Origin of the sequence: Paenibacillus cymbidii, assembly GCF_004764705.1 — a bacterium.
In the GTDB taxonomy this organism is placed as follows: domain Bacteria; phylum Bacillota; class Bacilli; order Paenibacillales; family NBRC-103111; genus Paenibacillus_AN; species Paenibacillus_AN cymbidii.
Genome location: NZ_SHLX01000016.1, coordinates 159,211 through 174,312 on the forward strand (window position 1 = coordinate 159,211; position 15,102 = coordinate 174,312).

Consider the following 15,102-nt stretch of genomic DNA (forward strand, 5'->3'; position numbering starts at 1 on the left):
TCCGGCGGGCAGGTAAACGAAAAAAGCCGCTTGAAGACGAAGGATTCGTCTTTAAGCGGCTTTCGCGTTTTTGCCTGCCATTAATGATTGACCAACCCGAGTTGGTCCCGGTTCGTTTCGTGCGATTGGCCGATGCGCGTTTTGCCGATGAGGGCGTAACGGAAGCTGTCGACGAGCGCCTGCCAGCTTGCTTCCAGCATGTTCTCCGATACGCCGACGGTATTCCATGTGCTGCCGAAGCCCGTCGATTCGATCAGAACGCGCACCTTGGCCGCGGTGGCGTCCTTCTCGTCAAGCACGCGCACTTTGTAGTCGGACAGGTGCATCTCCTGAATGGCCGGATAAAACTGCAGCAGCGCTTTGCGCAGCGCGCTGTCGAGCGCGTTCACCGGTCCGTTGCCTTCGGCGGCCGTATAAACCGTTTCGCCGTGTACCTTGAGCTTGACGATCGCTTCCGACACGACGGCGCTGGCGGCATTTTTTTCGACCAATATCTTGAACGACTCGAGCTTGAAAATTTCTTTCAGATCGCCGCTCGCTTCGCGCAGCAGCAGCTCCAGCGAGGCGTCGGCGCCTTCGAACTGGTAGCCTTGATGCTCCAGATCCTTGATCTTGTCGATGATTGCCCGCGTTTCCTTGTTCTCGAGGTTCATGTTCAAGTTCAATTCCTGCGCCTTGACGATGATGTTGCTTTGGCCGGACAGCTCCGATACGAGGACGCGCTGTTTGTTGCCGACAAGCTCGGGGGCGATGTGCTCGTAGGTTTTGGAATCCTTCATGATCGCCGACACGTGAATGCCGCCCTTGTGCGCGAATGCGGCGACGCCGACATAAGGTTGGTTGACCGGCAAATGCACATTGGCGATTTCGCTGACGTAACGCGCCGTTCCGGTCAGCATCTGCAGTTGTTCCGGGCTCAGGCACGGATAGTTCAGCTTCAGCTGCAGGTTCGGAATGATCGAACACAGATTGGCGTTGCCGCAACGTTCGCCGTAGCCGTTGATCGTGCCTTGAATTTGTCTGGCGCCGGCTTGCACGGCCGCAAGCGTATTGGCGACCGCCAGTTCGCAGTCGTTGTGGGTGTGGATGCCGATCGGGGCATTGATTTCCGCGCGCACGCGCCCTACGATCTCGAAAACTTCGTTCGGCAGCGTGCCGCCGTTCGTATCGCACAGCACGATCCATTCGGCGCCGGCATCGGCTGCCTTGCGCAGCGCCGCCAGCGCATAATCCGGGTTATGCTTGTAGCCGTCGAAAAAATGTTCGGCGTCGTAGATCGTTTCCAGCCCTTGCTGCTTCAAGTAGGAGAACGAGTCGTAAATCATCGCCAAGTTTTCTTCCAGCGTCGTTTGCAGCGCCGTCGTGACGTGGAAGTCCCATGCTTTGCCGACCAGCGTCGCGGCGCGTACCCCGGAATCGATAATCCGGTTCAGGCTGACGTCCTGATCGGCTTGAATGCCTTTGCGTCTCGTGCTGCCGAATGCCGTCACTTTCGCTTGCAGGCGCAGCGCCTTGACCCGTTCGAAAAATTCGATGTCCTTGCTGTTGCTCCCCGGATTGCCGCCTTCAATATAATGAACGCCGAGCGCGTCTAGTTTGAGTGCGATCTTCAATTTGTCTTCGGCCGACAAGCTGACTCCTTCGCCTTGCGTTCCGTCGCGCAGCGTCGTGTCGAACACCGAGATGGTAGTGGCCATGAAACGTCCTCCTAAGATTCGATCAATAAAGATTATTATACCATAACTTTTCCGGCAATTGCATCCGTTTTGCACACGTGAAGAAGCATGGGAGCGGGATCAAGGCAGCGGCGGAACGGCCAGGTGGCCTTGACCGGACAGTGCGCGTTCGGTATGCTGAATAGTATCTTACCCGGAGGTGTTTGTTTCATGTCGACCAAACCGACCAGAGAACTGCTGCCCGTGCCTAACCCGCATCCGGACCGCGATTACGAAGTGGAAATCGAGTGCCCGGAGTTTACGGCGCTTTGCCCGGTAACCGGCCAGCCCGATTTTGCGACGATTACGTTCAAATATATTCCCGGCCCGTCCATCGTCGAGCTGAAGTCGCTCAAGCTGTACTTGTGGAGCTTCCGCGACGAAGGCCACTTCCATGAGGATGTAACGAACCGCATCCTGAAAGATTTCGTCGAGCAAATCCAGCCGCGCAAACTTCAGGTAGTCGGCAAATTCAACGTGCGCGGGGGCATCTATACGACAGTCCGTGCCGAATATGCGGCGGATTGACGACTATTATCCGAAGCAGGGCCGCGTCATCCTCCATATCGATATGAACGCGTTTTATTGCTCCGTGCACGAAGCGGTCGAGCCGGAATTGTACGCTGGCAAGCCGAATGCCGTTGCCGGCAGCGTCGAGCTGCGCAAGGGCATTCTGGTGACGTCCTCGTATGCGGCGCGGGCGAGAGGGATCCGAACCGGCATGCTTGTCAGCGAAGCGCTGAAATTATGCCCGGAGCTTATTTTGATTCGCCCCGACTTTGACTTGTACCGCCAGTTTTCCCGCCGGTTTATGGCGATCGCCTACGATTACTCGCCGCTGATCGAAGCGATGTCGATCGACGAGACGTTCGTCGACGTTACCGGCTCCAAGCAGTTCGGCACGCCGCTTGAGATTGCGGAAACGATCCAGCGGCGCATTCGCGGCGAACTGGGCTTGCCTTGTTCGATCGGCATTGCGCCGAACAAGCTGCTGGCGAAGATCGCTTCCGATATGAAAAAGCCGAACGGCCTTGTCGTGCTGCGCCGCCGCGACGTCCCGAAGGTGCTGTGGAGCAAGCCGTGCCGCGATTTGTACGGCATCGGCGGGCGCACCGAGGACAAGCTTAAGCGGCTGAACATCCGCACGATCGGCGAGCTGGCGGCGGCGGACGAGAAGCTGCTCGTTCGCCATTTTGGCGTGGTCGGCAGCTGGCTGAAGCTGGCGGCGCACGGCATCGACGAGTCCCCGGTCAACCCGGAGCAGGAAGCGAACAAGTCGATCGGCCATACGACGACGCTGCCGCACGATTTGACCGAAGCCGCCGATGTGCGCCGCGTGTTCCTCAACCTGGCCGATCAGGTCGGCCGCCGGCTGCGCCGGCAGGAGCTGGTGGCGACGACTGTGCAAATTACGATTCGCGACCCCGATATGAAAACGATCACCCGCTCGCGCACGATGGATACGCCGACCAACGACTACGATGTTTTCTACCGCGAAGCATGCGCGTTGTTCGAGCGGCACTGGACGCCAGGCAAGCCGGTCCGGCTGCTCGGCATTACGCTGCAATCGCTGGTGGAGCGGGAGCGCGCGGCCATCCAGCTGGATCTGTTCGATTACGAGAAGCAGCCCCGCAAGGAGCAGCTCAACCGGACGATGGACCGTATTCGCGACAAGTTCGGCGAAAGCGCCATTCTGACGCTGGGCATGATCGGCGACGACCCTTCCGCGCTGATCCGCGATCGGAAGCGGCGGGGGACTTCGCTGCAGATGGATCATCTGAAAGAAAAGCGCGACGGGGACAATCCGTTCGAAGAGTAGCCGAGAGGGGATGCGAGCGGCTCCGGGCCTTGCGGGATATACGTTCCGGCAGGGCAATCGTTCTGTACGGGCGAAACATTTCATCGATTATCCGTATTTGAACTTTGGGACGAATTATATTATATTTGAGTTTGAGGATATCATAGAGGACACTTTTGAGGAGGTTTTATCATGGCAAAATACACCTGGGTGGAGAAAGATACATGTATCGCCTGCGGCGCATGCGGAGCGACGGCACCCGACATTTACGATTACGACGACGAGGGACTTGCGGAAGTCATTTTCGACGGCGACGGCAACCACGGCACGACGGAAATTCCGGAAGACCTGTACGACGATCTGCAAGACGCGCAAGACGGCTGCCCGACCGATTCAATCAAAGTGGGCGACTCGCCGTTTAATAAATAAGCCTCCTCTCGACCGAAGCCGGCACCGCAATTGCGGATGCCGGCTTTTGCGTGTTTGCGGCCAACTCGGGCACAACTGATTTGGTCGATGCAAGCGGTTTGCGGGACGCCCGGGGCGTACCCGCTTTTTTACTTTTGTGGCCAGGTTGATGACGCGACAGGCTCTTTCCCGGGGAGAGGCGCAATTTGGGTTGGCGAGGCTTGCCGCCGTTGTGCTACGCTGATGAAAACGGTTGCTTGAACCAGTCCGGGGGGACCGCAATGGTAAAACGGCAATTTTATGTCAAGCTGATCGTCTTTACGCTGTTAGTTTCCTTGCCTCCGATTGTGGCGACGAGTCTGTTGTTTTACTACAACGCCAAAGAGACGATGCAGCGGGAGCTGCAGGACGCCAACAACGATTATTTGCGGCAGACGGTCAATGCGATGGAAATCGTCAGCCGCCAAATCGGCAACAGCTTCCGCCTGCTTTCGTTCGACAAGGCGCTGCGCGAATTCGAAACTTTCCCGCGGGGGGCCTACTATGAAACGCTGGACGGCGTTTACCGCGACGAGGAATTGCCCGGTTTGTACAGCTACATCAGCACCAAAAAGCGGCTGTACGCGGGACTTGACGCGCTCAAGGAAGCGAACGAGTACATTTATTCGGTTTACTTGTTCGACAGCGCCAAGCAATTATTGATCGAATCGAACGGCGGGCAATATCGGCCGGAGCAATTTTACGATCCCGGCTGGCAATCGTTCGGCGATGCGATGAGGTCCGTTCCGACGTTCGCGGAGCCGCGGATGGCGCGGTTGAAGGACGGGAGCGTCAAGGAAGTGATTCCGATCGTTTATTTGTCTCCGGCCGTCGGCAATTATTTGATCGTCAATCTGGATGCGGAAGCGCTTTACCGCAGCTTCGTCAATCCGCTCAGCGACGGGCGCAGCGGCGCATTCTTCATCTTGTCGGAATCGGGCCGCATGATGCTTTACGATTCGGCGAATCCGCTGAATGCGACGATCGGCGCGGATGAATCGATGCTGCGGCAGCTGCGTTCCGCTCCGGCCATCCCGGTCGTGAATACGTACGCGGGCAACAAGATGCTGCTTACCGCGCTCGCTTCCGACAAGCTGGGCTGGACGTTCGTGACGGCGACCGCACTTGACGATTTGTACAGCAGCGTCGTCAATATGCGCCGGATTGCGCTGATTACCTGCATGCTGCTCGCAGCCGCCACCGGGCTGCTGGTCATGGTCACCACGCGCAGTATTTACCACCCGATTCCCCGGCTGCTGCAATTTATCCGCAACAAGGATCCGCTTGTACCGGGCCGGGATGCCGATTCGAACGATTCGCAGGAGCCCGGGGAATTCGGGTTGATTCGCGGCAGCCTCGAGCAAGCTTATGAGGATCGCACGAACTTGCAGCAGCGGCTGCGCGACAGCATGCCGGCGAGCCAGGAGAAATTCGTCCGCTCCCTGCTGCGGGGCACAACGATCGGTCGTGCGGAAATCGAAGACCGGCTGCGGTTTTTCGGACTGGATATCGGGCTGGACGGGTTGTTGCTGATGCTTGTTGCGGTGGAGGAGGCGAAACTCGGCAAGCCCGACATCGAACGCGAAAAAATCGACGCCCTGCGACTTCTGGATCGAATCGAGGAAGAACTGCCGGCCGGGCGGAAACGGATCGTGATGGAACTGGCCGAAGGGCAATTCGTCGTTGTGCTGAACGGCAGCGAACACGACTTGCAGGAGCAGACGGCGATCGCCGAACGAATCATTTCGCAGGCATGGCATCAATTCGGCATCCGCTGCTCGGTTGGCATCGGCGAATACGCCGGCGACATGTATGGGCTGAAGCGGGCGTTCGAGCAGGCGCAGGAGGCGCTTCGTTATCGCAGCGTCACGGGCACGGGCGACGTCATTTATATCGACGACGTTCGTCTGGAAGGCACGCCGCTGCTGTCGTATCCGAAGGAGAAGGAAACGGCGTTGCTGGGCTATGTAATCGGCGGCGAACCGGCCCGCGCCCGGGGCGTATTCGCCGAAATGCTGCGGGACATCCGGGCACAGAACGGGTTCGTCCCCCATCACCATATCCAGCATACGTTCGTGCGATTGCTGAGCAGCTTCGTGGCGGCGGCAAACGAACTGCGGGTCGATTTAAACGAACTGATGCAAACCGACCGCAACTTGTACAGCGTGCTGCTGCAAATGAACGACTGGCACGCCATCGTTTCCTGGTTCGAACGGATGATCGACAATGTGGCGCTGCGGATCGGCGATGCCTTCCGGGAAAAATACAACCGTCACATCGACCAGACGATGCGTCTGCTCGAGCAGCACTACGGCGAACAAATATCGCTGGCGGTAGTCGCCGACCGTCTGGGGTTGAACCCTTCGTACTTGAGTCGCATTTTCAAGGAAAATACGGGCGAAACGTTCTCCGATTATTTGACCCGGCTCCGCATGGAAAAGAGCAAACGGCTGCTGCTGGACAGCAATGACAAAATCAAGGAAATCAGCCAGCAGGTCGGGTATTACAAAACGAGCTATTTCATCAAATTGTTCAAAACGTACTGCGGCGTATCGCCCGGCGAATTCCGCAAGCAGAACGGGATCGACGCGCCGCAGGAGGAATGATGCCGGCCGGCCGGCGACTCATACTCCGCCATTGCGGCAATCAACCGGGCATCCCGGATGTCACCGACGTGGCCATAAAAACAATGACCCGGGCCTGTTTCCTGCGCCGAAACCGACCTACAATACAGGCAACGGCCGCTTCGCCGGCAAAGCGGACGCCGGAATGAAATCGTTTGCACTCGGCCAAAGGGCAAGCGACGAAGGTGACAGTTGCACGTTTGTACCATCACAAGGGAGGGCATGACATGGCTATGAAGAAACACGCGTTGCCGTATGCGCTGCTGGCGACGACGCTGTTCGCGGTAACGGCGCTGTCCGCTTGTTCGGAAGGCGGCTCGAAGGGGGCGAATGCGACCGTTTCCCCGTCGGCATCGTCAGCGCCGGCTGCAAGCGCCAGCGCAAAACCGAAGGCGCCCGAAAAAGTGTACATCTACGACATCGGGCTGGCAACGAGTCTCGGCAAATCGAGCAAGCCGGAAGCGGTCAAGAAGGTGCAGCAAATCGTGCTTGAGCAGACCGGCATCGAAATCGTCACTGTACCGCGGTCGGCCGATTCGCCGAACGAGAAGCTCAACCTGCTGCTGGCCTCGAACGATCCGCTCGATCTGTTCGTCGGCACGATGGAGCAGCACCAGGTGAACGGCGCGGCAATGCCGCTGAACGACCTGCTGAACAAGTACGGATCGAACATTCGCAAGCAATGGCGGTCCGATTGGAGCATCGGTTGGGACGCGCTGACGACGCCGGACGGAAAAATATGGGGCATTCCGACCAACATGGCCAATTCGGGCAACCTGGTGCTCGTGCGCAAGGACTGGCTGGACAAACTGAAATTGCCGCAGCCGACGACGATGGAGGAGCTCGAAACCGTGCTGCAGGCGTTTAAAGACAAAGATCCGGCAGGCAACGGCCAGACGATCCCGCTGCTGACGGATTACAATCCTTCGGCCGGATTGAACGGCATGAACGGCGCGCTGGCGGGCGGTTTCATGGACGTCGGCTACGGGGATTTCCTCGATACGGACGGCAAAGTGAAGAAAGTGGTCTACAATCCCGGCTACAAGACGTTCGTCGGCGCAATGGCCGATTGGTACAAAAAAGGGCTGATCTACAAGGAATCGTTTGCGTTAAACCGCGACCGGCAGAACGAACTGATCAAACAAAATCGGGTCGGTGCCGCGGCAATCTATCAAACGCTCATGGGCGGCACAAACTTGAACGAGCTTCGCAAGGTTGCGCCGGAAGCCGAATACGTTGCGCTCGATCTGAAAGGACCGAAGGGGATTGCCGCCAGCCGCGGCAGCGCCAGCCGCTCCGGAATCATGCTGAACAAAAACTCGAAGAACCCGGAAGCTGCGATGCGTTTGCTCGATTGGATTTTCTCCGATATCAAAAACTATTTCCTGTTGTTCTTCGGCATTGAGAACGACAACTGGAAATACCTTGACAAATCGAAAAATCAGGTGCAAATCAGGCTCAACTACGATTATCTCGGCGATCTGCTTCCGTTCACGACGCTCGCTTATACGATGCAGTCGGTGATCGTCACCGAAGCGCCGTTGCCGGGCAAAGTGGATTATTCGGACTATTTGATCAAAAACGTGCAGTTCAATCCGAGCAAGTCGAAGGCGTACGGCATCGCGACCGTCGATTATCAGTTTGACCGCAAGGCGATTTCGGGAAAGGTACCGATGATGGCGGATATCGACCGGACGATCGACCAGGAAATTGTCAAGTTCGTCATGGGCGCTCGTCCGATGGCGGAATACGACAAGTTTCTCGCCGAGCTTAGCAAGGCGGGCCATGACACCCTGAGCGCCGTTCTTACCGAGGAATACAACAAATTCAAGAAGTAAGCGCGAATGCCGCGTCCGTCTTTCCTTGCGCAAGCAGCGATAGCGGCGGGCGCGGCGACCGGCGGAAGGAGGATCGTTCGTCATGTTTGCGCAATCCGTCGGCAGGATCAAACGCCATCGCCTTTATTACGCGCTTGTTGTACCGGGCCTGGCCTATTTTATCGTGTTCCATTATGCGCCGATGTACGGCATTATTATCGCCTTCAAGGACGTATCGCCGTTTGCGAATCTTTCCGGCATGCTGGCGGCGGATTGGGTCGGATTTATGCACTTTCGCCATTTTTTCCAGTCCTATTACTTCTGGAACATCATCGGCAATACGCTTGCGATCAGCTCTTACCGGCTCGGATTCGGGTTTCCCGCGCCGATCGTGCTCGCGCTGCTGCTGAATGAGGCACATCACGTCCTGTTCCGGCGGACGGTCCAGACGCTTTCGTATTTGCCTCACTTTATTTCGATGGTGGTTCTCGCGGGATTGACGACCACGCTGCTCAACATGGATGGCGGTTTCGTCAATACGGTGTTGCTAAAGCTCGGCATCGAGCCGGTTATGTTCCTCGCGGACAAGTCGTATTTTCGTTCGGTGCTGGTAGTATCGGGCATCTGGAAGGAAATCGGCTGGGGCAGCATCATTTATTTGGCCGCCATCGCCGGCATCGACCAGCAGCTGTACGAGGCCGCCAAGGTCGACGGCGCCGGCAGGCTGCGCCAGACCTGGCATATTACGCTGCCGGGCATTCGGCCGATCGCGATCATTTTGCTGATTCTGCAGATCGGGCATGTGATGGACGCGGGGTTTGAGCAAATTTTTCTGTTGTATTCTCCGCCGGTGTACGAGGTGGCCGACATCATCGACACGTACGTTTACCGGATGGGGCTCGTGGAGTTGAAATATTCGTTCGGCACCGCAGTCGGCCTGTTCAAATCGGTGATCGCGCTGATCCTGATCGTAGGGGCGAACACTGCGGCGCGCAAATTCGGCCAGGAAGGCATCTGGTAGGTGATCCCATGCGCCAGTCATTCGGAGAAAAAGCGTTCGGCGTGTTCAATTACGGCTTTCTTGCGGCGTTGTCGCTGCTGTTCGTGCTGCCGTTCCTGATCGTCGCTGCGACTTCGCTTGTCGGCGAGGACGAACTGATCCGTCGCGGCAGCTTCATTCTGTTCCCGCACCGGCTCGACGGGGCGGCGTATCGGACGCTGCTGGACGGAGGATCCGCGCTGTATCGGGCATACGGCATTACATTGCTTCGCGTGACGATCGGCACGATGCTGAATTTGCTGTTTACGGCGATGATGGCGTACGGTCTGTCGCGCAAATCGTTGCCGGGGCGGGGGACATTCATTTCGCTCGTTTTCGCCACGATGCTGTTTGGCGGCGGCCTCGTGCCGACGTTTCTGCTGTTGAAATCGTTGTATCTCGTCAATACGTTCTGGGTAATGATCGTCCCTTCGCTCATCAGCGCATGGAATTTGCTGATTATGAAAAGCTTCTTCGCGCAAATTCCGGAAAGTCTGGAGGAAGCCGCAACGATCGACGGCGCGACGCCGTTGCAGCTGCTTATCCGCATCGTCGTGCCGCTCAGCAAGCCGACGATGGCGACGATCGGGCTGTTTTACGCCGTGTGGCACTGGAACGCCTGGTTCGACGCGGCGATCTTCATCAACAATCTCGATTTGATGCCGGTGCAGGTGCTGATGCGGCGCGTCGTGCTGTCGATGACAAGCAGCGACATGAACGCCGAGCTGATGGCCGATCTGTTGCATCGCCCGTCGCCGCAGTCGCTGCGCGGGGCGATGATTATCGTAACGACGCTGCCGATTTTGTTCGTTTATCCGTTTCTGCAGAAGCATTTCGTCAAAGGCGTTCTGATCGGTTCGATCAAAGGGTAGGCCATGAGTTTGGCCTCAATCCAGGGAAGGTACGGAGGTGCTGGCCTTGAAACAGGCACAAGCCCCGCGGCGCATGATGCCGTCGGGAAAAATCGGGCCGTTCATCGTGCTCGGGGACGGCAGTTTGCTGTCGATTTACGTGGAAGGACGGAAGTCGGCGGAGTGGAGGAAGCTTGACGTCGCGCAGCATTTGCTGTTGCGCCGATCGTCCGATGGCGGACGTACATGGAGCGAGCCGGAGGCGATCGTCTCCCATCCCGAACAAGGGGCGCTGGCGCTCGGTTATGCGCTGTTTGCGGATGCGGCCGGGCGCATTCACCAGTTGTATCTGGTGTTGTTCGACTGGGAGGAGCATCTGCCGTATGCGGAGCGGAAGATCGAGATGCGCGCGATAACGTCGACGGACGAAGGACGCACTTGGTCGAAACCGCGGCTGATCGATTACGGCCATTCGTATACGGGTTCGATCAACGCCGTTACGGTGCTGGGCAGCGGACGCATCGTTGTGCCGTTCTCTTATTTGTCGCAGCGCCAAACGGGTTGTTTCGTCAGCACGGCGATATACTCGGACGATCACGGGGAGTCTTGGCGGCGTGCGGACAGCGATTTGGCGCTCGATAACGGCGGCAGCGAAAGCGAGTCCGGCGCCGTCGAACCCGTCACCGTCGAACTGCCGGACGGCCGCGTCTGGATGGTCATCCGCACGCAAGCGGGCAAGCTGTACGAGTCGTATTCGGCGGACGGCGGGACGACATGGAGCGCGCCGTCGCCGACGGCGTTCGTTTCCTCGAACGCGCCGGCCGGACTGCTGCGTTTGAAGGACGGCTCGATTGTGATGGTCTGGAACCATTGCAACGGCGAACCGTTCCGCGGCGGCATCAGCTATGCGCGGCAGTCGCTTGTTGCCGCGATTCGCGGCGCGGACGGCACATGGCGCGGATATCGCGAAATTGTCGGCATGCGGCGCGGGGACGACGATGATCAGCTGTATTGTTATCCGTGGATGGCCGAGCTGGAAGACGGCGGCGTGCTTGTCGGCTATTACGATGTGCATCTGGCCCGGTTTGAACAATCGCTGGTGTTTCGAACGGTGCGTTTCGATCCGGCCTGGCTGGCGGAGCCGGAGGCGGCGCTGGGTAAGGAGTTGTACGGGGAGGAACAGTTCGCGCAAGTGGCGGCGACGCAGGCAGGGGTGGACATGGCGCCCGGGCGGGAAGGTGCCGGCGCGTTGCGGTTGAATGTAGAGGAAAATGGGCCTTCAGCCGGCGTGACCTGGAATTTCCCGTTGCTCGCCAAAGGAGAACTTGCGATAAAGCTTCGCACAGGGAACAGATTCGCCGGCGCCTACTTGACGCTGGCGGAGTCGTTCCTGCTGCCGGGCAACCGTCAGGCGGGCCTGTTCCGGATGCGGATTGAGCCGGAAGGAGGCTTGTCGGTTCAGCGTGCCAACGAAGGGCCGTATTTGCCGCTGCCCGGGAAAAAGCCGGCGGCTGTTGCGGGCGCGAACGGTGCTGCGGCTGCGGACGCTGGCGGCTGGCGCGAGTTTGTCATTGGCTGGGATTGCACGCGGGAGCTGGCCTCCTTGCGGGCAAACGGCGCGTTCGCCGGCATGCTGCCGCAGCTTGAGCGCGGCGGCGGCGTTTCTTATGTCCGTTTTCATCTTGAGGCGGAAGGCGAGCTGTTGATTGAATCGCTGCGCAGCATCGCACCGGCCGGGCAAAAAGAGGGGGAGTTGCGGCAATGATGGACCGGGAACGCATTCGGCATGGCATTCAAGGGCCGATTTCGTCGATCAGCACGCCGTTCGACAAGGACGGCAATATCGACGAGCGAGGGCTGCGCAACTGCGTGGAATACGCGATCGCCGCAGACAGCGGCACGATTCTGCTGACGTACGGAGACAGCCTGTTCAGCGTCCTTACCGACCGCGAGATCGGGGACGTGACGCGCATCGTCACCGAACAAACGGCCGGGCGCGGACTGGTCGTGGGCGCCGGCAACTGGTGGACCGGCGAATCGATTCGTTTCGCGGCGTATTGCCGCGAAATTGGCGTCGACGTCTTCATGCCGCTGCCGCCGAACTGGGCCGGCTCGTGCACGGAGGAAACGTTGATCGCTCACTTCGAGCAAATTGCCGAAGTTATGCCGGTCATGCTGGTGACGGCGCTTGGCCCCGGCGTCGGCGTTCCGCTGCCTGCGATTGCGCGGCTGCTGGAGCGGGACAACGGCATCGTGGCGGTGAAGGACGATATTTGCGGCGCTTACGGACGCAAGCTTGCCGGTATGGCGAACGGTCGCTGGTCGTTTCTGTCCGGGGGGCGCAAGGAGAACCATCTGGATGTGCTGCCTTATGGAGCGGAAGCGTACTTGTCGATGTATATGCGGTTTATGCCGTCTGTCGCCCACCGCTACTGGGCCGCGGTGGAGACGGGCGCAATATCCGAAGCGGCGAGCATCGTCCAGGAAGTCGACATGCCGTTCATGGCGTTCATCGCGGAGCTCGGCATGAACTTCGACGCCGTCATTCACGGCGCGATGGAGCTGGCCGGCGTAGCCGAAAGGTGGCGGCGGTTGCCCTACAGCTCGCTCGACGACGCGCAGATGGAGCGGCTGGCGCAATTTCTCGAGCGGGTGAAACGCGGTTGAGGCAGCTCGATCATGAAAGGACCTCCTGCTCCGCTTGGCGGCGGAACAGGAGGTCCTTTTTCGTCTGTTTTGAAATAAGCCATGTTTGATTGGCTATTCCGCCAAAAATGGCGGGTAGCAGCAAAATAGCCAGCGAAATCGCTGGCTATTTCTTTGAAAAGCTTGATTTTGAAGCGATTTGGCCCCAATAGCCAGTATTTTTACTGGCTATTTGTAATGAATGGGGTGAAAGCAGGCGAATAAGCCATTTTTTGATGGCTATTTCGTGACGGGGACGCTTAGGCCGGCGCCTTGACGATGCCGAGCACTTCGTACAGCTTGACCGGCACCGATTTGCCTTTCATCATTTTTTCGCCGATGCAGTTGTATTCGAAATAATCTTTCGTCAATTCGTAGGTAGCTTCGGAAACAAGCACCTGGTTCGGCTGCGTGTTCGATTCGATCCGCGCCGCCGTGTTGACGTTGTCGCCGATTGCCGTATAGTCGACCCGCAAATAGGAGCCGATGTTGCCAACGACCACTTGGCCGGTGTTGATGCCGATGCCGACGGCGATCGTTACGCCGTATTTCTCCAGCACGTCGGCGCGCACCTTCTCCATCCCTTTCTGAATCTCAAACGCCGATTTGACCGCATAGTAAGGATGGTGCTGCACGTCGAGCGGCGCGTTGTACAGAATCATCGCGGCGTCGCCGATGAATTTGTCGATCGTGCCGTGGTTGGCGAGCGCGCGCTCCGTAATCAAGTCGAACATCATGTTCAGGAAGCCGACGACTTCTTCCGGGCTCAGCTTCTCCGACAGCGGCGTAAACCCGCGCACGTCGAGGAACAGAACGGTAAGCTCCTTGCTGGTGCCGCCCAGCTTGATCTCTTGGTCGCTGGCGGCGATTTCCTTGACAAGCTCCGGCGAAATGTATCGGCCGAACTGTTTGGTGATATAGTTTTTCTGCTTCGTTTCGAAATACGTCTTGATCGAGATGTTGACAAGGAACGTGAGCAGCAAGGCGGCGATCGGGTTGACCACGTTGACGAACAAGCCTTGCGAAGCGAACAGCCAATATTGGCCGCCCAGCGCGATCGCGAGCAGCACGAACACGGCGATAACGCTGTACGTCGGGCGCAGCAGCCACGTCAGCAGCAGCGCAAGCGCGATCATGACGGCGATCAGGAGGCGCGTCAGGCCGATGCCGGCGTCTTTGATGTGACTGTCGTTGATCAACTGGTTGATGATGTTGGCGTGCACGTAAATGAGCTTCGTCTTCTTTTCGATCGGCGTTTTGCCGTCGTCGTTCTCGAAGCCGTTGGCGGTGAAGCCGACCAGCACGATGCGGTCCTTCAGCTTGGGCGCCTTGTTGACGACATCGACGAACGGAATCGTCTGGAAGTCGGAGAACAGCAGATCGTAGCGGATTGCCATTTCCTTGTTCGGGTATTTGTCCAGCTGCGATGTGACGTCGACGCCGGCGATTTCGGCCGCCTTGACGGCCATGGACGGCAGCGGCGCCGCGCTGTTCGGCACTTTGACCTGCAGGAACGTGTTGCGGATGACGCCGTCCTTGTCGAGATCGGCGTTGATGTGGGCCGTTTGCGTCACTTTGCCGAACAGCTCGAGCGACGAAGTCAGCCCTTTCGCTTCAATCGGGCCGTTCTTCGGATGATAGGCGGTCGACGTGTTGTCGAAGTCGTACGAACCGCCTTCGAACACGGCCTGCGCGGGGAAAATGATGTTCTTGTACTTGCCGAGCGTTTCGGCAAGCTTCTTGTCGCTTTCCGCATTGGCGCCGGCTTCGTTGAACATGACGTCGAAGGCGATGACCTTGGCGCCGGCGTTCTCCAGGTTCTCGATCAGCGGGATGTATTTGGACCGATCCCAGGGCCATGCGCCGTTCTCTTTGAGCGACTTGTCGTCGATGCCGACCACGACGATGTCCTGGTGATACTCCTGCGACATCGAGTTTCTCATGTTGAAATCGTAAAGCGCGTTGCTCAGCACCGAAAGCGAGCTGACGAGCAGAAAACAAATCAGCACGATCGGGATGTTGCCTATCAATGACACTTTCAGTTGTTTCTTCATAACCGGCTCCCTTATGAGAATATTTCCAAACACTCCCCACCATCATACAAAATTCCCGATGTTCCAACAACG

The 15,102-nt window shown here is 58.1% G+C and carries 11 protein-coding genes; 9 read left to right on the forward strand and 2 right to left on the reverse strand.

Annotated features, from left to right (window positions below):
* Positions 1 to 80: 80 nt before the first annotated feature.
* The gene (cimA, locus tag EXY20_RS21855; protein ID WP_135554231.1) at positions 81 to 1,697 is read right to left on the reverse strand and encodes a citramalate synthase; all 1,617 of its coding nucleotides are present in this window, start codon (positions 1,695 to 1,697) and stop codon (positions 81 to 83) included.
* 189 nt (positions 1,698 to 1,886) lie between these two features.
* Here cimA and queF point away from each other — a divergent pair, with 189 nt between their 5' ends.
* The 9 genes from queF to EXY20_RS21900 all read left to right on the forward strand — a co-directional run bounded on the left by queF (position 1,887) and on the right by EXY20_RS21900 (position 12,958).
* Complete coding sequence (gene queF, locus EXY20_RS21860) at positions 1,887 to 2,243, forward strand: preQ(1) synthase (RefSeq protein WP_135554232.1); 357 nt, start codon at positions 1,887 to 1,889, stop codon at positions 2,241 to 2,243.
* Positions 2,230 to 3,534, forward strand: coding sequence for a DNA polymerase IV (locus EXY20_RS21865; RefSeq protein WP_135554233.1), 1,305 nt, complete (start codon positions 2,230 to 2,232; stop codon positions 3,532 to 3,534). The genes queF and EXY20_RS21865 overlap by 14 nt, the downstream gene beginning before the upstream one ends.
* Positions 3,535 to 3,705: 171 nt before the next feature.
* Positions 3,706 to 3,942: a ferredoxin gene (locus EXY20_RS21870; RefSeq protein WP_135554234.1), complete on the forward strand. Its 237-nt coding sequence runs from the start codon at positions 3,706 to 3,708 to the stop codon at positions 3,940 to 3,942.
* A gap of 260 nt (positions 3,943 to 4,202) precedes the next feature.
* Complete coding sequence (locus EXY20_RS21875) at positions 4,203 to 6,566, forward strand: helix-turn-helix domain-containing protein (protein WP_135554235.1); 2,364 nt, start codon at positions 4,203 to 4,205, stop codon at positions 6,564 to 6,566.
* 245 nt (positions 6,567 to 6,811) lie between these two features.
* Positions 6,812 to 8,422: an extracellular solute-binding protein gene (locus EXY20_RS21880; RefSeq protein WP_135554236.1), complete on the forward strand. Its 1,611-nt coding sequence runs from the start codon at positions 6,812 to 6,814 to the stop codon at positions 8,420 to 8,422.
* 82 nt (positions 8,423 to 8,504) lie between these two features.
* Positions 8,505 to 9,422, forward strand: a complete 918-nt coding sequence (locus EXY20_RS21885; RefSeq protein WP_135554237.1) for an ABC transporter permease — start codon at positions 8,505 to 8,507, stop codon at positions 9,420 to 9,422.
* An 8-nt stretch (positions 9,423 to 9,430) separates the two neighbouring features.
* Positions 9,431 to 10,312 carry a carbohydrate ABC transporter permease gene (locus EXY20_RS21890; RefSeq protein WP_135554238.1) on the forward strand — a complete coding sequence of 294 codons (882 nt, stop codon included), beginning with the start codon at positions 9,431 to 9,433 and terminating at the stop codon, positions 10,310 to 10,312.
* A gap of 46 nt (positions 10,313 to 10,358) precedes the next feature.
* Complete coding sequence (locus EXY20_RS21895) at positions 10,359 to 12,056, forward strand: sialidase family protein (protein WP_135554239.1); 1,698 nt, start codon at positions 10,359 to 10,361, stop codon at positions 12,054 to 12,056.
* Positions 12,053 to 12,958, forward strand: a complete 906-nt coding sequence (locus tag EXY20_RS21900; protein ID WP_135554240.1) for a dihydrodipicolinate synthase family protein — start codon at positions 12,053 to 12,055, stop codon at positions 12,956 to 12,958. Before EXY20_RS21895 ends, EXY20_RS21900 begins: the two co-directional genes overlap by 4 nt.
* 278 nt (positions 12,959 to 13,236) lie before the next feature.
* Here the strand turns inward: EXY20_RS21900 and EXY20_RS21905 are convergent, their stop codons facing one another.
* Positions 13,237 to 15,030 (reverse strand): adenylate/guanylate cyclase domain-containing protein, encoded by a 1,794-nt coding sequence (locus tag EXY20_RS21905; protein ID WP_135554241.1) that lies wholly within the window; start codon positions 15,028 to 15,030, stop codon positions 13,237 to 13,239.
* Positions 15,031 to 15,102: the final 72 nt, after the last annotated feature.

Coding starts and splice junctions, on each gene's coding strand:
- queF (WP_135554232.1), top strand. CDS start 1,887: ATGTCGACCAAACCGACCAGAGAACTGCTGCCCGTGCCTAACCCGCAT.
- EXY20_RS21880 (WP_135554236.1), top strand. CDS start 6,812: ATGGCTATGAAGAAACACGCGTTGCCGTATGCGCTGCTGGCGACGACG.
- EXY20_RS21870 (WP_135554234.1), top strand. CDS start 3,706: ATGGCAAAATACACCTGGGTGGAGAAAGATACATGTATCGCCTGCGGC.
- EXY20_RS21900 (WP_135554240.1), top strand. CDS start 12,053: ATGATGGACCGGGAACGCATTCGGCATGGCATTCAAGGGCCGATTTCG.
- EXY20_RS21885 (WP_135554237.1), top strand. CDS start 8,505: ATGTTTGCGCAATCCGTCGGCAGGATCAAACGCCATCGCCTTTATTAC.
- EXY20_RS21890 (WP_135554238.1), top strand. CDS start 9,431: ATGCGCCAGTCATTCGGAGAAAAAGCGTTCGGCGTGTTCAATTACGGC.
- EXY20_RS21905 (WP_135554241.1), bottom strand. CDS start 15,030: ATGAAGAAACAACTGAAAGTGTCATTGATAGGCAACATCCCGATCGTG.
- cimA (WP_135554231.1), bottom strand. CDS start 1,697: ATGGCCACTACCATCTCGGTGTTCGACACGACGCTGCGCGACGGAACG.
- EXY20_RS21875 (WP_135554235.1), top strand. CDS start 4,203: ATGGTAAAACGGCAATTTTATGTCAAGCTGATCGTCTTTACGCTGTTA.
- EXY20_RS21865 (WP_135554233.1), top strand. CDS start 2,230: ATGCGGCGGATTGACGACTATTATCCGAAGCAGGGCCGCGTCATCCTC.